This window comes from Arthrobacter sp. AL12, from assembly GCF_029960645.1.
Taxonomy (GTDB): Bacteria; Actinomycetota; Actinomycetes; order Actinomycetales; family Micrococcaceae; genus Arthrobacter.
Window position 1 is genome coordinate 64,957 of record NZ_JASBQY010000006.1, and the last position, 25,364, is coordinate 90,320.

At 69.2% G+C, this 25,364-nt stretch carries 22 protein-coding genes; 12 read left to right on the forward strand and 10 right to left on the reverse strand.

The window, feature by feature from the left end; all coding sequences use genetic code 11:
* Positions 1-10: 10 nt before the first annotated feature.
* From pabB to QK291_RS08850, 5 genes are all read right to left on the reverse strand, one after another.
* The gene (gene pabB, locus QK291_RS08830) at positions 11-2,068 is read right to left on the reverse strand and encodes an aminodeoxychorismate synthase component I (protein WP_282380932.1); all 2,058 of its coding nucleotides are present in this window, start codon (positions 2,066-2,068) and stop codon (positions 11-13) included.
* Positions 2,065-2,634 (reverse strand): low molecular weight protein-tyrosine-phosphatase, encoded by a 570-nt coding sequence (locus QK291_RS08835; RefSeq protein WP_282380934.1) that lies wholly within the window; start codon positions 2,632-2,634, stop codon positions 2,065-2,067. The genes pabB and QK291_RS08835 overlap by 4 nt, the downstream gene beginning before the upstream one ends.
* 157 nt (positions 2,635-2,791) lie before the next feature.
* Positions 2,792-3,415: a LysE family transporter gene (locus tag QK291_RS08840; RefSeq protein WP_282380936.1), complete on the reverse strand. Its 624-nt coding sequence runs from the start codon at positions 3,413-3,415 to the stop codon at positions 2,792-2,794.
* Positions 3,416-3,500: 85 nt separating this feature from the next.
* Positions 3,501-4,013 carry a hypothetical protein gene (locus tag QK291_RS08845; RefSeq protein ID WP_282380938.1) on the reverse strand — a complete coding sequence of 171 codons (513 nt, stop codon included), beginning with the start codon at positions 4,011-4,013 and terminating at the stop codon, positions 3,501-3,503.
* Between the two features lie 73 nt (positions 4,014-4,086).
* Entirely contained in the window at positions 4,087-4,902 is an 816-nt protein-coding gene (locus QK291_RS08850) for a methyltransferase domain-containing protein (RefSeq protein ID WP_282380941.1), read from the reverse strand.
* 307 nt (positions 4,903-5,209) lie between these two features.
* Here QK291_RS08850 and QK291_RS08855 point away from each other — a divergent pair, with 307 nt between their 5' ends.
* Positions 5,210-5,821 carry an amino acid permease gene (locus tag QK291_RS08855; RefSeq protein WP_282380943.1) on the forward strand — a complete coding sequence of 204 codons (612 nt, stop codon included), beginning with the start codon at positions 5,210-5,212 and terminating at the stop codon, positions 5,819-5,821.
* Positions 5,822-5,905: 84 nt separating this feature from the next.
* On the opposite strand, the gene QK291_RS08860 is transcribed toward QK291_RS08855, so the two are convergent.
* Entirely contained in the window at positions 5,906-6,442 is a 537-nt protein-coding gene (locus QK291_RS08860; protein ID WP_282380945.1) for a MarR family winged helix-turn-helix transcriptional regulator, read from the reverse strand.
* Positions 6,443-6,645: 203 nt separating this feature from the next.
* Here QK291_RS08860 and QK291_RS08865 point away from each other — a divergent pair, with 203 nt between their 5' ends.
* Complete coding sequence (locus QK291_RS08865; RefSeq protein WP_282380947.1) at positions 6,646-8,871, forward strand: MMPL family transporter; 2,226 nt, start codon at positions 6,646-6,648, stop codon at positions 8,869-8,871.
* Positions 8,872-8,895: 24 nt separating this feature from the next.
* On the opposite strand, the gene QK291_RS08870 is transcribed toward QK291_RS08865, so the two are convergent.
* On the reverse strand, positions 8,896-9,864 hold the full coding sequence (locus QK291_RS08870) for an NAD-dependent epimerase/dehydratase family protein (protein WP_282380949.1): 969 nt from the start codon (positions 9,862-9,864) through the stop codon (positions 8,896-8,898).
* A 217-nt stretch (positions 9,865-10,081) separates the two neighbouring features.
* On the opposite strand from QK291_RS08870, the gene QK291_RS08875 reads away from it, so the two are divergent.
* From QK291_RS08875 to QK291_RS08900, 6 genes are all read left to right on the forward strand, one after another.
* On the forward strand, positions 10,082-10,447 hold the full coding sequence (locus QK291_RS08875) for a hypothetical protein (RefSeq protein ID WP_282380951.1): 366 nt from the start codon (positions 10,082-10,084) through the stop codon (positions 10,445-10,447).
* A 274-nt stretch (positions 10,448-10,721) separates the two neighbouring features.
* A complete protein-coding gene (gene dnaK / locus QK291_RS08880; RefSeq protein WP_282380952.1) occupies positions 10,722-12,584 on the forward strand; it encodes a molecular chaperone DnaK in 1,863 nt (620 codons plus the stop codon).
* A gap of 2 nt (positions 12,585-12,586) precedes the next feature.
* Positions 12,587-13,261, forward strand: a complete 675-nt coding sequence (locus QK291_RS08885; RefSeq protein ID WP_282380954.1) for a nucleotide exchange factor GrpE — start codon at positions 12,587-12,589, stop codon at positions 13,259-13,261.
* Between the two features lie 94 nt (positions 13,262-13,355).
* Positions 13,356-14,345, forward strand: coding sequence for a DnaJ C-terminal domain-containing protein (locus QK291_RS08890; protein ID WP_282380956.1), 990 nt, complete (start codon positions 13,356-13,358; stop codon positions 14,343-14,345).
* A 15-nt stretch (positions 14,346-14,360) separates the two neighbouring features.
* Positions 14,361-14,783, forward strand: a complete 423-nt coding sequence (locus QK291_RS08895) for a helix-turn-helix transcriptional regulator (RefSeq protein ID WP_282380958.1) — start codon at positions 14,361-14,363, stop codon at positions 14,781-14,783.
* 271 nt (positions 14,784-15,054) lie between these two features.
* Positions 15,055-15,453 (forward strand): hypothetical protein, encoded by a 399-nt coding sequence (locus QK291_RS08900; RefSeq protein WP_282380960.1) that lies wholly within the window; start codon positions 15,055-15,057, stop codon positions 15,451-15,453.
* Positions 15,454-15,606: 153 nt separating this feature from the next.
* Here QK291_RS08900 and QK291_RS08905 read toward each other — a convergent pair whose 3' ends face one another.
* Positions 15,607-19,128: a DEAD/DEAH box helicase gene (locus tag QK291_RS08905; protein ID WP_282380961.1), complete on the reverse strand. Its 3,522-nt coding sequence runs from the start codon at positions 19,126-19,128 to the stop codon at positions 15,607-15,609.
* Positions 19,129-19,357: 229 nt separating this feature from the next.
* Here QK291_RS08905 and QK291_RS08910 point away from each other — a divergent pair, with 229 nt between their 5' ends.
* Positions 19,358-20,236, forward strand: coding sequence for a hypothetical protein (locus QK291_RS08910; RefSeq protein ID WP_282380963.1), 879 nt, complete (start codon positions 19,358-19,360; stop codon positions 20,234-20,236).
* A gap of 33 nt (positions 20,237-20,269) precedes the next feature.
* On the opposite strand, the gene QK291_RS08915 is transcribed toward QK291_RS08910, so the two are convergent.
* Positions 20,270-20,806 carry a hypothetical protein gene (locus QK291_RS08915; protein WP_282380964.1) on the reverse strand — a complete coding sequence of 179 codons (537 nt, stop codon included), beginning with the start codon at positions 20,804-20,806 and terminating at the stop codon, positions 20,270-20,272.
* Positions 20,807-21,009: 203 nt separating this feature from the next.
* On the opposite strand from QK291_RS08915, the gene QK291_RS08920 reads away from it, so the two are divergent.
* From QK291_RS08920 to QK291_RS08930, 3 genes are all read left to right on the forward strand, one after another.
* Positions 21,010-21,510 (forward strand): sigma-70 family RNA polymerase sigma factor, encoded by a 501-nt coding sequence (locus QK291_RS08920; protein ID WP_282380966.1) that lies wholly within the window; start codon positions 21,010-21,012, stop codon positions 21,508-21,510.
* Positions 21,507-22,190 (forward strand): zf-HC2 domain-containing protein, encoded by a 684-nt coding sequence (locus tag QK291_RS08925; protein ID WP_282380968.1) that lies wholly within the window; start codon positions 21,507-21,509, stop codon positions 22,188-22,190. The genes QK291_RS08920 and QK291_RS08925 overlap by 4 nt, the downstream gene beginning before the upstream one ends.
* A gap of 124 nt (positions 22,191-22,314) precedes the next feature.
* Positions 22,315-24,111: a hypothetical protein gene (locus QK291_RS08930; RefSeq protein ID WP_282380970.1), complete on the forward strand. Its 1,797-nt coding sequence runs from the start codon at positions 22,315-22,317 to the stop codon at positions 24,109-24,111.
* Here the strand turns inward: QK291_RS08930 and nagA are convergent.
* Positions 24,101-25,354: an N-acetylglucosamine-6-phosphate deacetylase gene (nagA, locus tag QK291_RS08935; protein ID WP_282380972.1), complete on the reverse strand. Its 1,254-nt coding sequence runs from the start codon at positions 25,352-25,354 to the stop codon at positions 24,101-24,103. The two genes, QK291_RS08930 and nagA, sit on opposite strands and share 11 nt — an antisense overlap.
* Positions 25,355-25,364: the final 10 nt, after the last annotated feature.

Consider the following 25,364-nt stretch of genomic DNA (forward strand, 5'->3'; position numbering starts at 1 on the left):
GCGCGGGGAGTCAGCCGGGCGGGAACTCCGCGCCGAGCGCCGAGAGGACCCCGAAGGCCTTGGTCCGGATCTCCTCGTACTCCTCCTCCGGCGAGGAATCCGCCGTAATCGCGCCGCCGACGCCCAGGCTAAGTGCGGTGCCGCCTCCGGGCAGCTCCGTGAGCACGAGGGTGCGGATCGCGACCGCCAGGTCGGTCGCGCCGTTGAGCGAGAAGTAGCCGATCGCGCCGGAGTACACACCCCGCGGTGCGCCCTCGAGCCGGTCCAGGATGCCCATGGTGCTGACCTTGGGGGCGCCGGTCATGGAGCCGGCCGGGAAGCAGGCCGCGACGGCCTCGGCCCGCGGCATCCCGGGCCGCAGCCGCGCATCGATCGTGCTGACCATCTGGTGAACCGTGGCGTAGCTTTCGATCGCGCAGAGCCGGCTGACCGACACCGAGCCGGGCACGGCGAAGTGGCTGAGATCGTTGCGCAGCAGGTCCACAATCATGATGTTCTCGGCGCGGTCCTTCGGCGAGGACTCCAGCTCATGGCGCAGCAGCGCGTCCCGGGCGTCGTCCGCGTCCCGGGGCCGGGTGCCCTTGATCGGCTCGGCGCGCATCCCGCCCTCGGCCGTGATGCGAAGGAAACGCTCCGGCGAGGTGCTCGCCACGGTGAGGTCCCCGAACCGCAGGTAGCTCGCGAACGGCGCGGGATTCCTCCGGCGCAGCGCCAGGTAAGCCTGCCGCGGGTCCAGGGCGGCGGGCAGTTCCGCTGCCAGCGCGGTGGTCAGGCAGACCTCGTAGGTGTTGCCCTCGGTGATCTCGTGCTGGGCCTCGGTGATTTTGGATTTGTAGGAGACTTCCGAGTCCCGTGCGGCGAAGTCCGGGGCGGGGGCGGACAGTTCGACGGCGGCGCTGCCTCCGGCCCCGGTGCTGACGGGGACCGCCGCCGGCCCCGAGCACGTCTCGGTGGCGGTTCGGGCCGCCTGCAGCCAGCCGCCGGCGTCCGCAGTGTCCAGGGCCAGAAGCCAGACCGTGCCGTCCACATGGTCCAGCACCACCGCGCGGCCGGCGAACAGCAGACAGGCGTCGGGGGACTCGGCCGTTACGTCGCTGCCGCCGGTCTCGCGTTTGAGCTCGTAGCCGAGGTAGCCCAGCCAGCCGAGGGTGAACTCGCAGGGGTAGCCCGCCGGGGCGCGGAGGTCAGCGCGGCCCCAGACCCCGTCGAGCCAGCGGAAGAACGGCCCTTCGGTCCGGACGCTGGCGTTGCCGACGCTGACGCGGGTGGTGCCGGAACTGTGCCGGACCGACTGGCCGAACGGGCCGCCGTCGTCCGCCAGGATGCTGAAGCGGCTCCGTTCCGCCGCGGCGCTGGACTCCGGCGCGAGGGAGGAGTCGAGCCAGACGGCGTTGGCCGAGCGGCCGAACAGGGCTTCGAAGAGCCGGGCCGGATCCGGGGCGGCATCCAGTCGTTCGGCGCGGAGCTGGAGCCCGCGGCGGGTGCCCAGTTCGGGGAGAAGTGCCGGGGCAACCGCCGGCAGATATTGCAGCGCCTGCAGCACTTCCGCCGGAGCGGCGCCGTCGGCGAGGTTGAGCACCCGGACATCCGCGCGGGCGGGAACGTCGTCCCCGGCCAGCCACGCCAGCTCCTGGGCGGCCCACTCGTCCCAGAAGGGTTCGTAGCTTTCGCCGTCGCGGGCCAGCGCCCTGCTGCGCCGGTCGTGTTCGGGCGAATCGGCCCAGACCGCCGCGGCCAGGAAGGGGCGGGCGGCCTCCGCGGCGGCCCCCACCCCTTCCACCAGGACGATTTCGGCCGGCTGGGTCGTGCGTGTGGCGCCGTCATCGTGCGCGTTCCAGTCCCAGCTGACCCATTCGGCGGGATCGCCCCGATGCAGCGGGGCCAGGACGGTCGAGACGTAGCGTTCAATGCCGGCCGCGAGACCGTTCCAGCCAGGGTAGATGTCCTCAAGATGGAAGAGGGAAACCTTGTGGTGTTCGCGGAGCCGTGCCGCCAGTTCGATCGCCAGGGTGGTCTTGCCTGCGCCGGAGCGTCCGTCGATGGCGATGATGACGGGTGCGGGACTCATGAAATAGAGCGTACCGGCTGCCCTGTGGTGCCGGGGTGCTGCCCGTCCGGCCGTGGCCGCCGGGCGAGCTCGGCCCGGACGTGCGCCACGATCCCGGGAAGCGCCGCGTGGATCAGGGTCCAGGTCAGCTCGAAGTCCGCGTGGCCGCCGTACCAGGGGTCTTCGATGCCCTGGTCCGGGGGCTCCTTGCCCGCGACGGCCGGGTCAAAGCTGCGCAGCATCCGGATCTTGGACAGCGATGCGCGGTCCGGTGCCGCCTGCTGCAGCCAGCCGAAATGGTCCACATCCAGGGCCAGGATGAGGTCGCGAGTCCGGAACCATTCCGCCTGCCATTCGCGCGCCATATGGCGGTCCGAGGGGATGCTCTGGGCGGTGAGCCTGCGGGCGGCCCGCGGGTCAATCGGGCGGCCCACCTCGTAGGCCGTGGTTCCTGCCGAATCCACGACGGCGCCGGCCAGGCCCTCGGCGGCGATGGCCTCCGCCAGCATCAGCTCGGCCATCGGCGACCGGCAGATGTTACCGGTGCAGACCGCTATGATCCGGTACTGGCTCGGCATTGAGGTCATAGTGCAAGCATGAATCATACGGGTCCTCGTGGCTAGTTTCCGGGCCACGGATTTTACAAGGCTTGTCACACTCGTATTCTGCTGCGGTCACGATGCGTGCGGGCGGTGCCGATGCGGGAGCTCCGGTGCCCGGAAATCGGGGCGCAGGCCGCAGCCCTCAGTGGATGAGGGCAAGCAGGACACCGACGGCCATGAACAGCACGCCGAACGTACGGTTGAGGATCCGCTGCCCGCGGGCATCGTGCGTGAAGCGCTGGAAGGACTTGGCCGCGGCGGCGAAGAAGAACCACATGACGAGAATGTCGATCACGATCACCGTGGCGGACAGGGCCAGGTACTGCTGCAGCAGCGGCTCCTCCGGGCGGATGAACTGTGGCATGAAGGCCAGGAAGAACACGATTGCCTTGGGGTTCAGCAGGTTGACCCACAGGCCACGGCGGAACATGGAGAAGGCAGGCTCGTTGCGCAGCGCTGCAGCCTTCTCCTGGTCCAGATCGGGTTTGTGCCGGAACTGCTGGATGCCCAGGTAGACAAGGTAGGCGGCACCGGCGTAGCGGATCACGTTGAACGCGACCGGCGAGCTGGCCACCAGCACCCCGACGCCGAGGGCCACGATCACGATGTGCACCACCAGGGCAGCCTGCTGGCCAAGGATGCCCCAGATGGAACGCCGGAAGCCGGAGTTCAGGGAATTGCTCATGGTGTTGATGGCGCCCGCGCCGGGCGTGAAGCTGATCAGGACGCCGGCGCCCGCCAGGGCCAGCCACAGGGAGGGTTGCACTGATTCAGTGTACGGCCGCTGCAGTGTCCGGCCGTGTCCGGGGCGGCCCGGCCGTCGTGTCACAACTCCTCGCTTCACAACGCCGTCACGCCCCGGCCGCTCCGCACGCCGGGTGCACCTCGGCGTCTGCGAGGCGGGCGCAGACGCACCGGTCCAGCTTCGAATGGGACCAGTGGAGCATGGTCCGGGGAAGGTCATTGTGACGCGGATACTGGTCAAAGTACATGCTCGCGCGGGCGGACATATAGCCTGTTTCGTCAATGGCGATGTGACCGATCAGCTGCAACCCCCGTTCGGCCGCCTTCGTTTCCAAGGCGCGGGCCTCGTCCAGAACTGGATCCGGGCAACCGCAGTCGACGCTGAATCTGCCAGGGTGGGCGATGGCAAAGTACCGGGCGTATTCCCGGTCCAGCGCACTCAGGACAGCATCGTGGAACGGGTCCAGGCAGCCCGCGAAATCCTCGGCGATGACCTCCACGCTGTCCAGCTGCATTTCCGCGTCCAGGGCAATCAGGACGAGCCGGGGCGTGAGTTTTCCATCCTGGACGATGAGCGGGCGGGCGAGTAACACGAAGTCAAAACCTGCTTGGATGATCATGTCTTGATGCTAGGAATCCCGCCCCGGGCCCGCTAGAGCGCACCGCGGCTATGTGGATTACTGCCCGCTCTGATCACGCCCGGGCGATCACCTCGCCGTTGGGGATCAGGAACCAGCCGTCATCCGTGGAACCCCAGCGGTGCCAGCCGGCCGAAATCCGGGCCAGATCGGCGGCGTTGGCAAAGCCGTACTCAAGCGCCTGGTCCGCGAAGGCCGAGTGCAGCACGCGTTCGCCCCACACCCGGGCCTGCCAGCGGCGCTGCTGGCCGGTGGCGTAAAGCCAGTTGCTGCTGGAGGGGGCGACGTCGGTGAACCCGGCGGACTGGGCCCACGAGACCAGCCGCCGGCCGGCGTCGGGCTCGGCCCCGTTGCGGCGGGCGATCCGCTGGTAGAGCTCCATCCACTCATCCAGCTCCGGGACGGCGGGGAACCAGCTCATGCCGTGGAAATCGGCGTCGCGTACCGCCACGATGCCGCCGGGCTTGGCGACGCGCCGCATTTCCCGCAGCGCGGCGACCGGGTCCGTGAGGTGCTGCAGCACCTGATGGGCGTGCACGACGTCGAACGTTTCGTCTTCGAAGTCGAGATCGTAGATGTTGCCGGCGACAAACTCGACGTTCCGCACGCCGCGCTCGGCCGCGAGGGCAGCCGCCTGGCCGATCACCTCGGGCGAGCGGTCCAGCCCGGTAACCCTCCCCGGGGAAACGAGCCCGGCGAAATCGCACGTGATGCTGCCCGGCCCGCAGCCGACGTCGAGCACCGACACCCCGGGGGTGAGGTACGGGATCACAAACGCCGCGGAGTTCTCCGCTGTCCGGGAGGCGTGGGCGCGGACCACCGACTCGTGGTGGCCGTGGCTGTACACATCGTCCGGCTGCTGCGCACTCATAAGGAAACGCTACCCCTTCGCGCCGGAGAATCCGCGAAAAGCGGGGGAACGGGCGGCGGGAAAGTACGGCAGGATTTCGCGTGTGGCCGTCAGTTTTACCGTTTCTGGCCGGCGCGGTGCTGCGGATGATTAGAGGAGTGAAGACCAACGGCAGCAAGCAAGCAGGGGTCGGCCTGTTCCGGGCCACCGGCATCTATGTCGGGGCGATCCTCGGCTCGGGAATTCTGGTGCTCCCGGCCATCGCCGCCAAGGAAGCGGGCCGGCGTCGCTCCTGGCCTGGGCCCTGCTGCTGGTGTTCTGCACCCCCGTGGCCTTCAGTTTCGCGGAGATGAGCCGCCAGCAGCCCGACGCGGGCGGGATTGCGCACTTCGTCGCGCGCGCCTGCGGGCGGCGCGCCTCGGCCGTGGCCGGTTACCTCTTCTACTTCGCCATCCCTTTCGGAGCTCCGGCGACAGCTGTGATCGGCGGGAACTACATCGCCCACGCCCTCGGCGGCGGGCGCGGGACGGCGCTGGCCGCGGCCGGGCTGCTGCTCACCGCCGCCTTTGCGGGCAATGCCGTAGGGATCCGGATGTCCAGCGGTATCCAGCTGGTGCTGATGGTGCTGCTGGTCGGGCTGCTGGCGTTGGCCCTGGCTGCCCCGTATGCCAGGGCGGAGAACTTCGAGCCGTTCGCGCCGCACGGCTACTGGGCCGTGGGCGGGGTGGCCAGCCTGCTCTTCTTCTGCTTCGCCGGCTGGGAGGCGGTTACCCGTCTCGCGGGCGAATTCCGCCACCCCGAACGGGACCTCAAACGGGCCACCTGGCTCACCCTGGTCGTGGTCGGCTGGGTGCGAGCCTGGCGTCCGACGGCGTGCTGCCGCGGGCGCTCGCGCGGGGCTCCGGTGCGGGCCAGGTTCCCACCGCCAGCCTGGAACTGATGGCGGCGATGACGTTCGTGTCCTTCGGGGCAGCCGCGGCCGGGCTGAGCGGCCTGCGGTCCGCCGGAGGCCCGGGAACGTCACCTACTGCGGTGCAGTTGGCGACGGAGCCGCTGGCAACGGTGCCTGCTGCCCAGCCTCCTGCCCGGCCCGGACTGTGGCATCGATCATCGAGGTCATGAACCGGGTGGCGATCTCCAGTTCCGCCGGGGTGAATTCGGCCATCGCGGCGGCCATGTGGCGGGCCAGCGGCTGGAACATGGCGCCGCCGTCGCGGTAGGCCTTGGGGGTCATCCGGAGCTGGACCTGGCGCCGGTCCGCGCCCTGCCGTTCGCGGACCACGTGGCCGGAGTTGTGCAGCCGGTCGACCAGCGCCGTGGTGGCGGGTGAGCTCAGGTGGAGTTCCTTGCGGAGCACGCCGGGCGTGACGATCTGGTTCCTCGCGGTGTGCTGCATGATCACGGCCAGGGCGTTGAGGTCCGTCCGGTGCATGTCGTTGCGGCCGCCGGCGGAATCCACGTAGCGGTTGGCCTCCAGGCTGAACTCCTGCAACAGCCGGACCAGCGGCGGCGGTCCCGGAGTGTCGGGGGATCCGGGGCGTCCCGGGGGATCGATTGTCACGGTGCACCGTCCTCTCTCCCGTGGCCTGTGGCGCCTGCTCCGCAGATGGCGCCCTCCGGAGTTTACTTCAGCGCTGCCGGGCATCGGCCCCGGAGGCCTCACGAGTATTCCGAAGTTTTGCCCACCCCGAGGTTATCTCCATCGTGGAGATAGTCTATTATGGACTCAATTCTACTCGTCCGAGGCAAGCACCAGAAGGAACCATGAACAAGACTCCACACGCCAGCGCCCGCGTCCCCTTCTGGCTGCGCTGGCTCGTTCCGGTCCTGCTCGTCATCACCTGGCTGGCCATCGCCGGGATCGGCGGACCGACATTCGGCCGGCTGGAGGAGGTTTCCTCGAACGACCAGGCCTCCTTCCTGCCGGCCGGGGCCGAGGCCACGGAAGTCCAGGACTGGCAGGCCAAGTTCCGGGACACCAACGAGATCCCCGCCATCATCGTCATTGAGAGCGAGTCCGCGTTCACCCCGGCCCAGCTCGGCGAGGTGGCTGCCCTGAAGGGCGGGCTTGAAGCCGTGGGTGGCGGCAGCACCGTCATCGGCCCGATTCCGTCCGAAGACGCCAAGGCCGTGCAGTTTGTGGTCCCGATCGATTCGGCCGGCGAAGTGAAGGAAATCGTCAAGGAACTCCGCGACGAGGTGCAGGCGTCCGCCCCGGAGGGCATGCAGACCTTCGTGACCGGTCCGGCCGGGCTGACGGCGGACCTCGTCAGCGCCTTCGCCGGCATTGATGGCATCCTGCTGCTCGCGGCTCTCGGCGCGGTGTTCGTGATCCTGCTGATTGTCTACCGCTCGCTGCTGCTGCCAGTCGCCGTCCTCTTCACCTCGGTCTTTGCCCTCTGCGCGGCCATCCTGCTCGTTTTCGGCATGGCCAAGCTCGGCTGGATCCAGCTCAACGGCCAGAGCCAGGGCATCCTGTCCATCCTGGTGATCGGTGCCGCCACGGATTACGCCCTGCTCTATGTATCCCGGTTCCGCGAGGCGCTGACACACACCACCAACCGGACGGCCGCCGCGCTGACGGCGTGGAAGAATTCGTGGGAACCCATCATCGCCTCCGGCGCCACGGTCATCATCGCGCTCCTCTGCCTGCTGTTCTCGGATCTGAACTCCAACAAGGCCCTCGGCCCGGTGGCGGCCGCGGGCATTCTCTGTGCACTCTTCGCCGCTCTCACCCTCCTGCCGGCGATGATGGCACTGCTGGGCCGGGCCGCGTTCTGGCCGTTCCTCCCCAAGCTGCTCCCGGAGACCGAGCGCGAGCCTGAAATCGTCACCGGCCTGGAGGGGCAGAAAGGCGTCTGGCGAGCCACCGGCTCCCTCGTGTCCGGCAGGCCCCGGACCGTCTGGGTCGCCTCCGTGCTGCTGCTCCTAGTGGCCTCCGCCGGAGTCCTGCAGCTCAAGGCCAACGGCGTCCCGCAGACCGACGTCATCCTCACCGCCTCCAACGCCGTCGACGGCCAGGACGCCCTGGCCCGGCACTTCGACGCCGGCTCCGGCAGCCCTGCAGTGATCGTCGCCAACGAGGCGGCGGCGCAGGAAGTGCTGAAGGCGACCCGGGCGGCCGACGGCGTCGGGGACGCCTACCTGCTGGCCGACGGTGGCATGCCGATCATTCCCGGAGCACCTGCTGCGCCCGGCGCACCCCCGGCTCCCACGGCTCCCGCGGTCCGGGACGGCAAGGTCCTGATCAACGCGACGCTGAACTTCGCTGCAGACTCCAACGACGCCGAAAACGTCGTGGTGGCCCTCCGCCAGGACCTGAAGAAGGTCGACGACGGCACTCTTGTCGGCGGAGTGACCGCCACGGCCCTGGACACGAACACCACCGCCCAGCGTGACCTCGTCACCATCATCCCGGTGGTCCTCGCGGTCATCCTCGTGATCCTGATGCTCCTGCTGCGCTCCGTGCTGGCCCCGGTCCTGCTGGTCGCTTCGGTGGTCCTGTCCTACGGCGCGGCGCTGGGCGTCTCCGCCTTCGTGTTCAACAACATCCTCGGTTTCCCGGGCGCTGATGCCACCGTGCCCCTCTTCGGCTTCGTCTTCCTGGTCGCCCTGGGGGTGGACTACAACATCTTCCTGATGAGCCGGGTCCGGGAGGAATCCCTGAAGCACGGCACCCGGCCCGGCATCCTGCGCGGCCTGGGCGTCACCGGCGGGGTTATCACCTCCGCCGGTGTGGTCCTCGCCGCCACCTTCGCGGCCCTGGGCGTCATCCCCATCATGTTCCTGGTGCAGCTGGCGTTCATTGTGGCCTTCGGTGTCCTGCTGGACACCGTTCTGGTCCGGTCACTGCTCGTCCCGGCCCTGGCGCATGACATCGGCCCGCGGATCTGGTGGCCCAGCAAGCTGGGGCGCCCCGAGACGGATGCCGCCGCGCGCGGCCTGCGGGCCGCCCCGGAACCGGAGGCTGCCGAGGCGGGAATCCGCTAGCCGGACCCGCAACCGCAGCCGCCGTCACTGTTCCTGGACCCCCCACCAGGCAACCGTGGCGGCGGCTGCGTCCTGAATCGGGGCGGGCCGCAGCCCCAGCGCAGCCTCGCTGGCGCTCGAGTCCAGCACGAAGGGGTGCTCGAACTGGTACACGGTCTCGGCCAGTTCCCGGGCCCCGGGGGAAACGACGGCCATCGTCCGCAGCACCCAGCCCGGGATACCCCCCACCCGCGGGGTCCGGGCGCCGGCGGCGGCGGCGAACGCCTCGGCGATCTTGCGCTGGCTCAGCGCATGGCCGGTGGGGGCATGCCACACCCGGTTCCAGAGCCCGGGATCCTGCGCGGCCCTGATCATGGCCGCGGCCAGATCCGGCACATACGTGAACGAATGCGGCAGCCCCGGGTTGCCGATCACCACCAGGGGTTTGCCCGCCAGCACCGGCTTCACCATACGCGCGCCGGCATGCGAGGTGCGGACCCTAGGACCGAAGAAATCGCTCGCCACCACACTCACGGTGTCCGTCGCGGACGCCGCCCGGGCCTTCAGCAGGTCGGTGCGGATACCCCGCTTGCCGCCGCGGGCCTCCCGCGGGCCCTCCTCGGTCATCGGCCGGCCCGGCTCGCTGTATGAGTACAGGCTTTCCGGGAAGACCACGACGGCGCCGGCCTCGCCCGCCGCGGACAGGACCGTCGCCTCGGCGCGGGGGAGCTCCTCCGCCCAGGTTCTGGCGCTGTACTGCGAGCCGTGGATGCAGTGGAACACGGCCTTGGCCCCGCGGAACAGTCCGCCGAGCTGCGCCGGGTCCGACACGTCCACAGCCTCCCTCTCGACGCGCGGGTGGTCGGGACCGCTGCCGGACCGGGTGAGCACCCGCACCCGGTGGCCCGCCGCGGCGAGCTGTTCGGCGACCGTCCAGCCGACCGGTCCGGCTCCGGTGACGACGAAAAGGGCCGGGGCCGGGGCCGGGGCCGCGGGGGATTCAGACGGGGACATGGGGTGCTCACTTTCGCTGTGGTCATTCGCCTGCGGCGGGGCCGGGTCTGCCCTCGCCGGCCCTGCCCTCTGGGCTGAGAAGTGCTCTGACATCAGAATGCAGCCTGTCCCGCTGTGCGGTCTACCACTGCCCGCCCCCTGTTGCCGCCCGGCGCTGGTCGATAGACTGCCCGTGCGCCTGCCCGGGCGCGCCGAGGCTTCCAGGAAGGATCCAACCATGTCCGAAAACAACGAGTTTGATCGAACGGCACCGGAATCCGGCGACGAGGCCGCCGAGGGCCAGTACGTCGAGGGTGACTACGGCACGGCCGGCACTGCCGGGGAGAACCCGCCCGAAGCCGCAGAAGGTGAATACCCCACCGGCGACTACGGGGCTGCGGGCGTCAGCGGCACCACCGCCGTCGGCGCGGAGGAGGGCGACTACCCCGAGGGCGACTACGGCGCGGCAGGCGCCGGCACGACGACGCCCGCCGCCGTCGAGGGCGACTACCCCGAAGGCGACTACGGAACCGCCGGCGATGCGGGCGAAAAGGGGCGCACACGGGACGACTCCGCCGGGGCAGCGGACCGCAGGGACCGCTGAGCGGCGGACTTCGCGCACAGCGAAATGAGCGGCGGCCAACCTGGCCGCCGCTCTGAAGAATGCCGGAATTCCGGGGAACTTGCCCGTCCGGTGAGTCTGCCTGCCACCCCTCAAAGTCAGAGTTGAGCGTATTGCGCTCAACTCTGAATTGACTTTGAAACGCGTCTGAGTAGAGTTGAGCGCAGATCACTCAATAACGTCCGGACCCATGCGGTTGATACCAGTGCGGTCCGCAGCCAGTCAGCAAGTTTCCCCGGAAAGAAGGAAGCAACACATGTCACGTGCAGTAGGTATTGACCTCGGAACAACCAACTCCGTCGTCTCCGTTCTCGAAGGTGGCGAGCCCACCGTCATTGCCAACGCCGAGGGTGGTCGGACCACGCCGTCGGTTGTTGCATTCTCCAAGTCCGGCGAAGTGCTGGTTGGCGAAATCGCCAAGCGCCAGGCCGTCAACAACATTGACCGCACCATCGCTTCCGTCAAGCGCCACATGGGCACCGACTGGAGCGTCGCCATTGACGACAAGAAGTACACGGCGCAGGAAATCTCCGCCCGTATCCTGATGAAGCTCAAGAACGACGCCGAGTCCTACCTCGGTGAAAAGGTCACGGACGCCGTGATCACCGTTCCGGCGTACTTCAACGACGCCGAACGCCAGGCCACCAAGGAAGCCGGCGAAATCGCGGGCCTCAAGGTCCTGCGCATCGTCAACGAGCCCACCGCTGCCGCCCTGGCCTACGGCCTGGACAAGGGCAAGGAAGACGAGCTCATCCTCGTCTTCGACCTCGGCGGCGGAACCTTCGACGTCTCCCTCCTCGAGGTGGGCAAGGACGAAGACAACTTCTCCACCATCCAGGTCCGCTCCACCGCCGGTGACAACCGCCTCGGCGGCGACGACTGGGACCAGCGCGTCGTCAACTACCTGCTGAACCAGCTCAAGGTCAAGGGCATCGACCTGTCCAAGGACAAGATCGCCCTGCAGCGTCTGCGTGAGGCAGCGGAGCAGGCCAAGAAGGAACTCTCCTCCTCAACCAGCACCAACGTCTCCCTCCAGTACCTCTCCGTCACCCCCGACGGCCCGGTGCACCTGGACGAGCAGCTGACCCGCGCGAAGTTCCAGGACCTCACCAAGGACCTGCTCGAGCGCACCAAGAAGCCCTTCCACGACGTCATCAAGGAAGCCGGCATCCAGCTGTCCCAGATCGACCACATCGTGCTGGTCGGCGGCTCCACCCGTATGCCCGCCGTCTACGACCTGGTCAAGGAACTCGCCGGCGGCAAGGAGCCGAACAAGGGCGTAAACCCGGATGAGGTCGTCGCCGTCGGCGCCGCCCTGCAGGCCGGTGTCCTGAAGGGCGAGCGCAAGGACGTCCTCCTGATCGACGTCACCCCGCTCTCCCTCGGCATCGAAACCAAGGGCGGCATTATGACGCACCTGATCGAGCGCAACACGGCCATCCCGACCAAGCGCTCCGAGACCTTCACCACGGCGGATGACAACCAGCCGTCCGTGGCCATCCAGGTCTTCCAGGGCGAGCGCGAGTTCACCCGCGACAACAAGCCGCTGGGCACCTTCGAGCTGACCGGGATCGCACCGGCCCCGCGCGGCGTCCCGCAGGTCGAGGTCACCTTCGACATCGACGCCAACGGCATCGTGCACGTCTCCGCAAAGGACAAGGGCACCGGCAAGGAACAGTCCATGACCATCACGGGCGGTTCCAGCCTCTCCAAGGAAGACATCGACCGCATGGTCAAAGACGCCGAGGAGCACGCAGCAGAGGACAAGGCCCGCCGCGAGGCAGCCGACACCCGCAACACCGCCGAGCAGCTCGCCTACTCCGTGGACAAGCTGATTGCCGACAACGCCGACAAGCTGCCGGAAGAGGTCAAGACCGAGGTCAAGGCCGACGTCGACGCCCTCAAGGCCGCCCTCGAAGGCACCGATGACGCCGCCGTGAAGACCGCATTCGAGAAGCTGCAGGCTTCCCAGAGCAAGCTCGGCGAGGCCATCTACGCCCAGGCCGGATCCCCGGACGGCGCCACCGGCGCCCAGGATGCCCCTGCCGGTGAGAAGGCCGCAGGCTCCGACGAGGACATCGTCGACGCCGAGATCGTTGACGAAGACGAGAAGAAGTAACCATGCCGCACCACGGTAACGAAGAAGAGCACGGTTCTTCCGAGAGCCGTCGCGACCCTGAACAGCGGGAGAACGAGCCGCAGAAGCCGATCATCCACGACAACCGCAAGGTTGATCCGAAGACCGGCCAGGCCCGCCACCCCGACCAGGAGCGCGCCGCCGCAGGGGAACCGGATTCCGGGGACGCGCTGTCCCAGGCCGAAGACATCCTCAACAGTGTCGAGGTGCCGGCCGCGGAGTCCGTGGCCCAGGGTGCCGACGGCGCGGAGGCGGAGGAGCTCAGGAATGACCTGCGCCGCCTGCAGGCCGAGTACGTCAACTACCGCAGGCGCGTCGAACGCGACCGTGCCGTGGCCGGGGAGATGGCCGTCATCGGCGTCCTGAACTCCCTGCTCCCGGTACTGGATGACGTCGACGCCGCCCGCCAGCACGGTGACCTCACGGACGGACCGTTCGCCGCGATCGCCGCCAAGCTGGAGAACGCGCTGAAGACGTACGGCCTGGTGCGCATCGATGAGACCGGCGTGGAGTTCGACCCCACGATCCACGAGGCCCTCATCCAGCAGCCCGGTCCGGACGTCGAAATCGACACCGTCAGCCAGGTCCTGCGGTCCGGCTACAAGTCCGGCGACCGGGTCCTGCGGGCAGCCCAGGTCATCGTGGCTGTTCCGGCGTAGCAGTACCCCATCGAAGTGACAGTTCGCGCCCGTGTTTGGACCAAACATTGGCGCGAACTGTCACCTCGGCACACAGATTTGAAAGGAAACGCCATTGGCTAGCCAGGACTGGGTGGACAAGGACTTCTACAAGATCCTTGGAGTCGCCAAGGACGCTTCCGACGCCGACATCAAGAAGGCCTACCGGAAGCTCGCGCGGCAGCACCATCCGGACACCAATGCGGGGAATGTCGCTTCGGAGAAGAAGTTCAAGGACATCTCCGAGGCCTACTCCGTGCTCTCCGACGCCGACGAGCGCCAGCAGTACGACGCCATCCGGGCAATGGGCGGCGGGGCCCGGTTCGCCCCGGGCGGTGGCGGCGGCGCCGGCGGCGGGGCCGGCTTCGAGGACCTCTTTGGCGGGCTGTTCACCGGCGGAAGCGGGCGCCACTCCGGCGGCTACAGCACGGCCGGCGGCATTCCGCCGGAGTTCGCCGATCTCTTCGGCGGAGCGGGCGGCGGCTTCGGCGCCGGCGGACAGTCGTTCCAGCGGGCTCCGCAGAAAGGCGCGGACCGGACGGCGTCGACCTCCATTTCCTTCGCCGGATCCATCCGCGGCACCACCATCGGCCTGCGGGAGCCGGACGGCGAAGTTATTGACGTCCGCGTCCCGGCCGGCATCAAGGACGGCCAGAAGGTCCGTGTCCGCGGCAAGGGCCAGTACGGTCCGGCCGGATACGGGGACCTCATGGTCACAGTCTCGGTCAAGCCGCACGATTTCTACGTCCGCGACGGCGACAACCTGCGCATCCACGTGCCGGTCAGCTTCCCCGAGGCTGCCCTGGGCGCCGACATCGAGGTTCCCACCATCGACGGCGACAAGGTCAAGGTCCGCGTCCCGGCCGGCACGCCGTCAGGGCGCACGCTCCGCGTCAAGGGCCGTGGCGTCAAGCACGCCAAGGCCACCGGGGACCTGTTGGTGACCATCGACGTCGCCGTCCCTCGGAAGCTGAACAAGGAAGCCGAGGAAGCTGTCAAGGCCTTCGCCGCGGCGACCGCCGGCGAGGACGTCCGCGCCGAACTGGCAGCCAAGGCCAGGCTCTAGGAGCGGACGCCTGTCATGGCCATCGAGTACGAGCAGCCGATCTTTGTGATCTCCGTCGCCGCGGAACTGGCGGACATGCACCCCCAGACGCTGCGGCAGTATGACCGGCTGGGCATCGTCTCGCCCAGCCGTGCCCCCGGCAAGTCCCGGCGCTATTCGCAGCGCGACATCACCATGCTCCGTGAGGTGCAGCGGCTCTCGCAGGAGGGCGTTTCCCTTGAAGGCATCAAACGGATCCTCCAGCTGGAGAACCAGGTGGCGGCCCTGCAGCACCGGGTCGCCGAGCTGAGCGATGAACTCGAACGCCGCCCCCGCAGCCTGGAGTCCCGCATTTTCGCCGCCGGAGCCGCGGGCGACGTCGTCAGCCTGGCCCGCGGCAAGCGCCCCCGGGCGCGGTCCCAGGCCATCGTTGTGTGGAGGCCGCGGAACGGCGAGTGACGTCGCCTCACGTCTGCCTCCGGTCTCCGCCGTCCAAGTAGCCGGCGGTCACCGGGCAAGTATCCGCCTACGCCCCCGGGTAGTTCGCGGCCGGAAAGACGGGTACAGCGTTTGCGTGACTTCGGGGCCGTCCGGCCGTTTGAATTGTCGTGGCACGAACGACTGGCATCACTGCCAGCGGAACAGCGAGGACCGCCGGGGGGCGCCGCATGTTTGATCCATCTTCGCCGGGCAAACCGGCACCTGGACCCGCACTGATCGCGGGCAGGTCATGAACTCCGGGCTCCACGCCCTGGCCATGTTCGCAGGATCCCTCACGGGCTCCATCCTGCTGACCCTGGGGCAGACCGTCGTCGTCATCTGTGTCTGCTTCGATATGGTCCGCGCCCTCTCGGTGCCGCGGTCCCACCGCCGTTACGTGGCCAACACCGTCTTCACCACACTGGCCTGGCCCTCGATCCTGATCAGCGCCGTCAGCGTGCTCATCGATGCCGCCAGCGGGACGTGGCAGGACGTCGCCCCCGGGGTCTTCGTGATGGTGATGGTGATCTACCGGTGGCGACACGGCGGTGACGAGGACAGCTGGTGGAAGGGCAAAGGCAAGAAACTGGCCACCTGGTTCCGGACGCAGACGGCCTCCCGGTCCGTGACGGCGCCTGCCGCGGCCTGAACCCCTCAACGCGGGGTCACTCCGCTCCCATCGACCAGCAACGCGGGGTCACTCCGCTCCCATCGACCAGCAAAGCGGGGTCACTCCGCGCCCATCCTGAGGGGTTTTACCGGCGCCAAGTGACCCCGCGTTGCTGTCCGGGGCGGGGGTGCGTCAGTCGGTGAACAGCGCGGCCAGGTCCTCGGCGGTCAGTGCTCCGCCGGAGAGGGCGTCGCCTTCCATGACGTCCGCGAACAGCTGGGACTTCCTGGCCTTGAGCGCCATGACCTTCTCCTCGATGGTGTCCTTGGCGACCAGCCGGTAGACCATGACGTTCCGGGCCTGGCCGATGCGGTGCGTGCGGTCCACGGCCTGCGCCTCGGAGGCCGGGTTCCACCACGGGTCCAGCAGGAACACGTAGTCCGCCTCCGTCAGGTTCAGGCCGAAGCCGCCGGCCTTGAGGCTGATCAGGAACACCGGGGCGGCGCCGTTCTTGAACTCGTTCACGACGTCGGTGCGGTTCCGGGTGCTGCCGTCGAGGTAGCAGAACTCGATGTTCTCCTCGACGAGCCGCTCGCGGACCTTGCCCAGGAATCCCGTGAACTGGCTGAAGATCAGCGCCCGGTGCCCTTCCGCCACAAGGTCCTCCAGCTGCTCAAAGAGCACATCGAGCTTGCTGGACCGCACCCCGGCGAGCGAGGGGTCGATCAGCGAGGGGTCCAGGCTGAGCTGCCGCAGCAGGGTGAGGGACTGGAAGATGGTGAAGCGGTTCTTGTTGACGTCGTCGATCAGGCCCAGGATCTTCTGCCGTTCCCGCTGCAGGTGCGTCTGGTACACCTTTTGGTGCCGCGGGTTCAGCACGACCTCCAGGATCTGCTCCTGCTTCGGCGGCAGGTCGTGGATGACCTGCTCCTTGGTGCGGCGCATCATGAGCGGACGGACCCGGCGCCGCAGCTTGTCCAGCTGGGCCCTGTCACCGTTCTTTTCGACCGGCTTCTGGTAGTACTCGGCGAACCGCTTCGGGCTGGAGAAGAGCCCCGGCGCGACGATCGAGGTGAGCGCCCAAAACTCCATCAGGTTGTTCTCCAGAGGGGTGCCCGTGATGGCGAGTTTGAACACTGCCGGGAGTTTCCGGGCGCACTGGTAGGCCTTGGACTGGTGGTTCTTGACGAACTGGGCCTCGTCCAGGACCAGGCCGGCCCATTCCTTGGAGGCGTAGGCCTCATAGTCGATCCGGAACAGGGCGTAGGAGGTGATGACGATGTCCGCCCCCGCCATGGCCTCGGCGGGGCTCGAGCCGCTCTTGGCGAAGGTCTCGCCGACGGCGCGCACGGTGAGGCCGGGGGCGAACCGCGCGGTCTCGGCCTCCCAGTTGCCCACCACGCTCGTGGGGGCCACCACCAGGAACGGTGCAGCGCCCGGTGCAGCACCGGGTGCAGCGCCGGCGGGAGACTGCGCTGGAGATGCGGAGCCGCCGGCAAGGGTGGCGGCAGCGCCGCCGTCGGACGCTGCGGCGGACCCGGAGGCCAGGTCCTTTGCGGCGCAGATCAGCGCCAGCGCCTGCACCGTCTTGCCCAGGCCCATGTCATCGGCCAGCACCCCGCCGAGTCCGTGCCGGTAAAGGAAACTGAGCCAGTTGAAGCCCTCGAGCTGGTACGGGCGCAGCTCGGCGTTGAGGGTTGCGGGCAACGGCAGGCCCTTGACGCCGCCTTCCAGCAGCCCGCCGACAGCCTCACGCCAGGCGGCGGCCTGTTCGTCCACGATGCCCAGTTGCGCGAGTTCGTCCCAGAGCCCGGCCTGGAAACGGCTGATCTGCAGCGGCGCGTCCTTGTTGTCCTGCAGTTCCCGCGCCTCTTCGATCAGCGCCCGCAGCTGGTGCAGTTCGGGCAGGTCCAGGGAGAAGTACGCGCCGCTGGGTAGCAGCATCTTGGTCTGGCCTGCGGCGAGGGCGGAGAAAACGGCCGCGAAGGACACCGGCTGGCCCTCCAGGGAAATCTGGATGCCCAGGTCGAACCAGTCCCGCTGCTCGGTGGCCTTGGTGGAGATGGACACCACCGGGGCCTCCTCGGCCTCGCGGTAGTCGGCGATCTCGCCGGCCGTGTCCACGCTGACGCCGGGGATCTCGCGGAGCGCAGGGAGCAGCTCTTCGGTGAACGCCAGGGTGTCGAGGCCGCTGAGTTCGGCCGAGGCTGCCAGCCGCGGTGTTCCCCAGCCGCCCGTGGCCGACTCGCCCAGCGCCGGCACCACGTCCCAGGGCTGTCCGAGGGCTTCGAGGATGCGGGCCTCGGCAGGGTCGTCCCGGTAGCCGTGATCGCCGGGGTGACGCCACAGCGGCTGCGACGTGACGAGCGTGCCGGACTTGTAGTGCCACTCCCAGTGCAGCCGGACCCGGTGGTCGGCGCCGTAATTCGCCAGCAGCGACAGGGTGGGAACGGCCAGCTGGGGCAGCACCACGGACTCGTCGGAGGCCGTGACCCGGGCGCTCTGCTTGAGTTTGGGGTAGAAGCCGGTCAGGAAGCGGCTCTCGTCCCGGGCCGGGATGTGCAGCGTGGTTCCCGCGGTGACGAAGGTCAGGAGCTCCTCGCTGAGCCCGCTCTCCAGCGGGGCGAGCGTGATGACGGAGTCCGTCTGCGCGACTCCCGGCAGCGCATCCGGCACGGACGTCAGGAAGATCCCGTGCGCCGGTCGCCCGATGGTCCCGACGGATGCGGGATCAACCACCTCCCCCTCGACGGTGATGACGGGGGCCAGCGACAGGCCGCCGCCGTCCCCGCCGGTGGCGGCGGGCACGACGGCGCCGTCCTCCTCGGCGGGGGCCGGCGCGGTGCCGAACCGGGTCAGGTTGAGCCCGACGGCCGCCGGCTGCTCAACGAGCCGCACCGGCTCGGGCCCGCGGCTGTGGACCAATGCGAGGCCGATCTTCCCGGCCTGGGCCAGCAGGCTCCACAGGTTCTTCCCGGCGTAGGTGTTCAGGCCCAGCCACAGCCCGGTTCCGGCGTGCTGGCGGTTCGCCTGGGCGGTGTGCGACGCGAGGAACTCCTGCATCCACTCGACGTGGGATTCGTTGCATTCGCGCCGGTAGCTCAGGTAGCTCAGGGTGTTCCAGGAGACGTCGCCGCGGATCCATTTGCCCTTGGCACCCATGATCACGGGACGGGCCTTCAGCTGGCGCACGCTACGCAGCGGATCGCGGCGTCCGGTGTAGGAGAAGTGCGGGGCGGGTTCTTCAATCTCGAACTGGAGCGCCAGCGGGACCCCGCTGGTGGACTGAGTGATCCCCGGCTGCGCGATCAGCGGGCTGAGGGCCTGTTCCCAGTCCGGGACCTCGAGCACCGGGGCCTGCCGGGAGAGCCGGCTGACGCCGGCGGGGGCCAGCAGCTGGACACGGATCGCGGGGTTGTCCTCGGCCGAGAACAACAGCGCGGCCACATGTTTGCAGTCTTTCCGGACCGGGCAGCTGCAGACGCCCACGGTGCAGCTCCAGCCGCCCGCCTTCCGGACCAGTTTCGCCGTGGTCGAATACGGCACGTCGGCGCCGCCCCGCACCTTTCCGAGCATGAGTCCGGTAGCGGCGTCGAAGGAAATACCGGAAACGCGGCTCCCCATGGCGTAGGCAAGCCCGGCCGCAAGGGAGCGGTCGTTGATCGCGGGAGTCTGTATTGCCAGTGCCGCACTATCGTCCGGATGGGATGGCATGTGCGCGCTACTTTCAGCAGTTGGTCATCGGATCCATCTTAGCGAGCCTGGCCGGGCTCCCCGTACCCGGCTACCTGCCCATGTGGACAACCGGGCAAGGACGTGCCCGGCCCCGGGACACCCAAACTTCGCCGGACGTTCAGCTGCGGCTCAACCCCGGTACCGGCGGCGGCACGTAGCGTGGAAAGGGTTCGGAGCGCCACCGCCTTTCAGCAGTGAGGACTTTTCCATGAGCACCAGCCCTTCCACCACCCTTTCCGCCACCGGCCACGCGACGGTCCTGCCGCGGCAGATCATCAACGGCAGCGACGCGGACGTCGTCGATGCGAACGTGGACGTGGTCAACACCATGTACGCGGAGCTGCTCGACGTCGGGGAAATCACACCGAACGCGCTGCGCAGCTACTACGTCGACTTCTACCTGACGCAGGCACTGGGCGGCGGGTTCGCCCAGTACGTGTTCACCGCACCCGAACGCGAGGACATCGACGCCTACGTCCGGGCCGGGCTGGAAAACATGGGGGCAGCCGCGCACCTGGACCTCTTCAACCGCACCGTGGCCGCTTTCGAGGCCCTCTCCGAGGAGGAGGCCGACGCGTATCTTGACGGGGACGCGGATCTGGACGGCGGCACGGCCGCCGTCGAGGGCGTCCCGGCCGCGGCGCGGCTCCTGGAGGAGCTCGACGGCGAGTTCGAGGCGCTGCTGGAATCCGAGGACATCACCGCGCTCAACGCCGCCTGGCTGCGGGGCCAGTCCGACCTCCTCGTCCTGGACGAGGAGGAACTCGAACGCCATATCGCCGAACGGGTCTCCCGGATCCCGAACCTGGCGGAGCGCCAGGCCGAGGCGGCCGAGGATGACCTGCTGGACACCCCGGAATTCGAGGTGATCATCCGCGAGCTCTGCGACGTGGCCGGCCACACGCTCGTGAAGATCACCATGGGCGACCCCAACTATGACCACGAGGGCCAGAGAACCCTGGCGTGGCATTTCACCACGGACCAGGGTGAGTTCCTCATGCTGGACGACGACCAGGAAGCGGTCATGATCCACCCGGACACGAAGGAGATTCTGGCCGCCGTCGAGTTCGAGGTTGAGGACGACTGAGCCGGAGCGTCCGGCGCCGGGGCTTGTCTGTTGCTAGTACCCGGCGGGCCCGGTGATCATTTCACCGGACGGGGCGACGAGGTACCAGACGCTGCCGACGCCCTGTCCCAGGATGTCCCCGGCAGCCAGATCCTTGGCGTAGTAGTACACCGGCATCCCGTTGACGGTGAGCTGCTTCTTGCCGTCCGGGGTGGCAATGGTGCCAACGGTGCCGGTGACGCCGTCGACGGCTGGGGCGTCGGTTCCGGCGAGGACCGGGGGCCACGCGGCGAGGCAGCCGCCGGTGCAGGTGCTCGTCCCGGAGTCCTTGACGTCCTTCGTGTAGTAGTAGATGCTCATGCCCTTGCCGTCGACCACAATCCTGCCAGCGGCCGAATCCGCGACCTTGAGGTCCGGGGCGGCCGCGGCAGGTGTTGAGGTCGACGCCGGAGCCGAAGTCGCCGCGGTGCTGCCGGGCGGAGTTGTGGCGGCCGCCGACGTCGGCGACGTGGCAGTGCCGCTGCTGCCGGCACAGCCGGAGAGCAATGCGGCGAGGGCGAACGCGGACAGGCCGATGCTGAGCTTTTTCATCTGCTGCTCCTTGACTCGGACCGGCCAACTGGCCAGGCCGGCGCTACCCGTTACGACGGCCCCGGGGGAACAATGGTTCACAGCAGGTACTGGGCGAGCAGGCCTCGGGCTGCGCCCGGAATCCGCACGCGTGAACCGTTCCGGCGGTCCGCGCGTCATAAGGGGCAGCAGCGCAAAACCCTCAAGGGCCAGGGAGGACGGACATGTCGCTGGACGAAGACGTGGTGGCGGCGATTTACCGCGACCACGGACCGGCCCTCCGGCGTTTCGTGCTCAGCGCCTGCCGGGACCCGCAACTGGCCGATGACGTGGTGCAGGAGACCATCCTGCGGGTCTGGCAGCAGGCCCCCCAGATCACCGGGAGCCTGCGCAGCTACCTGTTCCGGACGGCCCGCAACATCATGATCGACAACTACCGCAAGGCTCAGTGCCGGCCCCGCGAGACGTCGGACCGGGAGCTGGCCGACCCGGCCGACGGCGCGGAACGCGTCAACGAACTCCTCAACCGGGTGCTGATGGAAGAGGCGCTGCTGCGGCTCAGCGCCGAGCACCGGGACGTTCTCGTGGCCCTCCATTACCGCCGCTACACCGTCCAGGAGGCCTCGGTCAGCCTGAAGATCCCGAGCGGAACCGTGAAGTCCCGGGCGTTCTACGCCGTCCGGGCCCTCCGCGCGATCCTCGATGAGATGGGGGTGGAACGGTGAGCGGCACGGAGCTGCACCAGCTGCTCGGCGCCTACCTGCTGGGCGGTCTGGAGCCCGGGGAGGCTGCCGCCTTTGAGCAGCATCTGGGCAGCTGTGCGGACTGCCGGCAGGAGCTGGACGAACTGGCCAGCCTCCCCGCGCTGCTGGACGCGCTCCCGGTCCCCGACGCCGTCGCCCTCGCCGCCGCTGCTCCTGCCGGGCGGGGACCGTCGAGGCCGGACCACGCGCCGGCCGCCGTGCCCCGGCGGATGCTTGAGGAACTGTCCACGCGCCGCCGGAGGGCACGGCGCCGCTGGACCGCGGCCCTCGCCGGGGCGGCCGCGGCGTGCCTCGCCCTCGGAATCCTGGCCGCGCCGCTGTTCAATCCGCCGCCCAAACCGGACGCCAGCTACTCCGTCCAAGCCAGCGACGGGCTGCAGATCACGGTGGGCATGGTGAAGAAGCCCTGGGGCACCGAGCTCGCGGTCGACGGCCGGAGCCTGCCGGCGGACGGCACCTTCTCGCTCTGGGTGAAGGACAGCGACGGCGTCGAAGACCGCGCCTGCGCCTGGAAGGCTACGCCCAGTGGCAGGGTCAGGATCACCGGGGCCACGCCGCTGCAGCTTTCGAACATCGTCAGCGTCGAGATGCGGGACGGGCAGCAACAGACGATGGCGGTCATCTCCGTGCCGCGGGGATAACGGGGGGCCACGTCACCGCCCCGCGTTAACTGTCGGACCTCCCTGCTCTACTCGTGGTGGGGGAGCCGACGGCTTCCCCACCACCTGCGGCACGCACGTCCGCACCGGCGATTGGGGATTCGTTATGGAACAGGCTTTTGTGGTTGTCACCTCCGGGAAAGATCTGGCGCTGCAGCTGACGGCGGCCGGGCGGACCAGGCCGGCGGCGGTGATCTCCTGGCATCCGGGGCAGCGGGAAAACCGAATCGACGTCGAACATATTGCCCGGGAAATCGGTGATCTGGCCGACGTTTTCTGGCTGGAGAACGGTCCGGAGAGTTATGCCTTCGGCGACAGTCTCCCCTCCGGCGCCCACGTGTTCGGCAACGCGGCACGGGTCTACGCGGAGGATCTTCGCTGGCTGACCGCCGTGCACCGCAGCCCGCTGCGGATGGCCCGGGACCGCGAAGCGGCTGTCCGCGCGGCCGAGGACATCATCGAGGACGTGCTTGGCCTGATCACCGTGGTCCCGCCGAAGGCCCCGCCGGGCCGCACCCTGCCGCGGCGCGTCCGGGGCACCGTCAAGGCCTTCGCCAGTGCGGGTTCCCGGGCCATCGTCGAACTGGGCGACGGCAGCTGCTGCACCATCCAGCGCGAGCACGTGGTCCCGCCGGTGCGCCTCGACTGGATGCTGGATCCGGGCCAGTCCGTCGAGGGCGATCTCAACGCCGAGGACAGGACGCTCGACATCAACGGGCTGAAGACCGCGCCCCGCCTCGCCGAGCTCTACCGGCCCGGCGACCTGGTCCTCGCCCTGGCCGAACAGGTCAGCGCGAGGAACGCGACGCTCACGCTCTACCCTGGCTCCAGCTGGACGGTTGACCAGGCCCGGATCTCCTCCAACCCCCTCGACACCGCCGACAGCCTCGTGACGGAAGGGGAGGTGGTGGTGACGCGGTTCCTCCGGGTAAACGGGGCGGTGGTGTTGTCCCTGCTCGACGTCGACGACGACGCCGACGTCGTGGCCGCGCCCGCGCTCCTGGCCGGCGGTGCGCCCTGGCTGCGGTCCGGGCGGCACCTCACCGAGCAGCCCACCTCGGGCCGGACGTTCCCTGCCGAGGCTCCCTCCCGCCCCGGCCCCGGGACAGGAGGTCCCGGCCGCGAAGGAGCCGGGACCGGGGAGCTCGGCAGCGCTTCCGAAGCGGCGGGACCTGCTGCGAAGCCGTCGGTTGCGCTGATGACCGCCCAGCTCCAGCTCGAAGCCGAACGGAGGAAGGTCTCGGCCCTGCAGGAACTGGTCGCCGCAGCCAGCCACGCCGGGGCCGGACTGGTCAGCCTCCAGCAGGAGCAGGATGTCCTTCGCCGGGAACTTGGGACGGAGCAACAGATCGCGCAGGATGCCCGGGCGGCGCTGGAGCACGCCGAGGTCCGGCTCGCCCGGCGGAATGAGGAACTCCTGGACCTCAGGGCCTACAAGCGCCGGACGCAGCCCGCGCTCAAACGCGCCCTGACTGCGGGTTCGGACGCGCTGTTCGCGACGGCCGGAGAGCGCGTCCGGCACGATGTGTGCCTCGCGTGGGCCAAAAATGTTCCGGCGTCAGAAAAGGCCCGGCAGCCGCTGCCCCCGGACTGGACGGCCGGACCGGAGTTTGCGGCGTCACTCTACGGTTTCACCGAGCCAGGCGTCCAGGCAAAGGCGCTCAAGGCCGTGGTGGAGGTCCTGACCGGGGCGGCGGAGCGGAACGCGGCGCGGGAAGTCCACGCGCTGCGGGCCACTACGGGCGCAGACACGGCCCAGCGGGTGCGCGAGGACGGGTCAAAGTGCTTCCGCGCGGCGATCGAGCAGAGTGTGGCCTCGGCCCGGCGGCTGCACTTCTGGCGTCTGCCGGACGGATCGATTGAGCTGTCGCGCGTCGTGGTCCACGACGACTTCAAGCCCTGAACCCGGCAGGGCGGGGCAGGGGTTGGCCGCCGCGCAAAACCGCTGCCAGCCCGAAGTCACCATCGACCGCGACGATGTCGGCGCGCATGCCTGGCCTCAGGCTGCCGATCTGGTCCTCGCGGCCCAGGATCCTCGCCGGAACCAGCGTCGCTGCCTTCACCGCGTCTTCGGGCGCCACCCCGGCCCCGATGGTCCTCCGGACCACCTCGAGCAACGTGGCCGTGCCGCCGGCGAGGGCTCCGTTGCTCTTGAGCGCCGCCACGCCGCCGCTAACCGCCACGGCAGCGGGGCCCAGTTCGTAGTCGCCGTCGGGCAGGCCGGTCGCCGCCATCGAGTCGGTGACCAGGACGACGTTGTCGGCGCCGACCAGCTCGAACACCATCAGCACCGTCTCGGGGTCCAGATGGATGCCGTCACCAATGAGTTCCACAGCGACGGTGCCGGTGGCCGCCAGCCGCAGGCACGCCGCCGCGGGGCCGGGGCTCCGGTGGTGGAGCGGCGGCATCCCATTGAACAGGTGTGTGACCGTGGGCCTCCGGCCGGCTCCGGGCCCGCCGGCCCGCAGGGATTCGGCCGCGACGGTCAGCGAGTCAGCGGCGGTGCGGGCGTCGGCGTCGGTATGGCCCAGGGACGGCGTGACACCGTTGCTGGTGAGCATGCTCACCAGCCGGCCGGCTCCGGGCAGTTCGGGGGCATACGTCATGGTCCTGAGCGTGCCGCCGGCCGCGTGCAGCAGCCGGCCGAGCAGGTCGAGGTCCGGAATCCGGAGCCACTCCGGATTCTGCGCCCCGCAGCGGGACGGGGAGAGGAACGGCCCCTCGGCGTGGATGCCCGCAATGAGCCCCTCGTCCGCCAGCGGTCGCAACACCCCGATTCCCCGGAGGAGTTCCTCCGCTGGCGCCGTCACAAGGCTGGCCAGCAGCGTTGTGGTTCCGCTGCGGTGCAGGAAGCCGACGGCGGCGCGGCACGCACGGCTGTCGCCGGTCGGGAAGCCGCCGCCGGCCGCGCCGTGGCAGTGCAGGTCGATGAGCCCGGGGAGGATCGAGCTGCCCGGGGGAAGAGTGATTTCCTGTGCGCCGCGGAAGGCTGCGGCGCCGAACCTCCGCCGGGGCCCGGCGTAGGCGATCCGGCCGCCGGCCACCGCGACGACGGCGTCAGCAGTGGTGTGCCCGTCCGAGATCAGTGTTCCGGCCAGGACATAGGCGGACGCCGGGGTGGGTGCTCGGAGGTCCGGGCTGGTCATGGCCGGGCGG

Excerpts from the sequence above, each read along its gene's own strand:
- dnaK (WP_282380952.1), top strand. The coding sequence starts at position 10,722 with ATGTCACGTGCAGTAGGTATTGACCTCGGAACAACCAACTCCGTCGTC.
- QK291_RS08915 (WP_282380964.1), bottom strand. The coding sequence starts at position 20,806 with ATGAAAAAGCTCAGCATCGGCCTGTCCGCGTTCGCCCTCGCCGCATTG.
- QK291_RS08865 (WP_282380947.1), top strand. The coding sequence starts at position 6,646 with ATGAACAAGACTCCACACGCCAGCGCCCGCGTCCCCTTCTGGCTGCGC.
- QK291_RS08895 (WP_282380958.1), top strand. The coding sequence starts at position 14,361 with ATGGCCATCGAGTACGAGCAGCCGATCTTTGTGATCTCCGTCGCCGCG.
- QK291_RS08870 (WP_282380949.1), bottom strand. The coding sequence starts at position 9,864 with ATGTCCCCGTCTGAATCCCCCGCGGCCCCGGCCCCGGCCCCGGCCCTT.
- nagA (WP_282380972.1), bottom strand. The coding sequence starts at position 25,354 with ATGACCAGCCCGGACCTCCGAGCACCCACCCCGGCGTCCGCCTATGTC.
- QK291_RS08910 (WP_282380963.1), top strand. The coding sequence starts at position 19,358 with ATGAGCACCAGCCCTTCCACCACCCTTTCCGCCACCGGCCACGCGACG.
- QK291_RS08875 (WP_282380951.1), top strand. The coding sequence starts at position 10,082 with ATGTCCGAAAACAACGAGTTTGATCGAACGGCACCGGAATCCGGCGAC.
- QK291_RS08850 (WP_282380941.1), bottom strand. The coding sequence starts at position 4,902 with ATGAGTGCGCAGCAGCCGGACGATGTGTACAGCCACGGCCACCACGAG.
- QK291_RS08900 (WP_282380960.1), top strand. The coding sequence starts at position 15,055 with ATGAACTCCGGGCTCCACGCCCTGGCCATGTTCGCAGGATCCCTCACG.
- QK291_RS08835 (WP_282380934.1), bottom strand. The coding sequence starts at position 2,634 with ATGACCTCAATGCCGAGCCAGTACCGGATCATAGCGGTCTGCACCGGT.
- QK291_RS08845 (WP_282380938.1), bottom strand. The coding sequence starts at position 4,013 with ATGATCATCCAAGCAGGTTTTGACTTCGTGTTACTCGCCCGCCCGCTC.
- pabB (WP_282380932.1), bottom strand. The coding sequence starts at position 2,068 with ATGAGTCCCGCACCCGTCATCATCGCCATCGACGGACGCTCCGGCGCA.
- QK291_RS08905 (WP_282380961.1), bottom strand. The coding sequence starts at position 19,128 with ATGCCATCCCATCCGGACGATAGTGCGGCACTGGCAATACAGACTCCC.
- QK291_RS08930 (WP_282380970.1), top strand. The coding sequence starts at position 22,315 with ATGGAACAGGCTTTTGTGGTTGTCACCTCCGGGAAAGATCTGGCGCTG.
- QK291_RS08885 (WP_282380954.1), top strand. The coding sequence starts at position 12,587 with ATGCCGCACCACGGTAACGAAGAAGAGCACGGTTCTTCCGAGAGCCGT.
- QK291_RS08920 (WP_282380966.1), top strand. The coding sequence starts at position 21,010 with ATGTCGCTGGACGAAGACGTGGTGGCGGCGATTTACCGCGACCACGGA.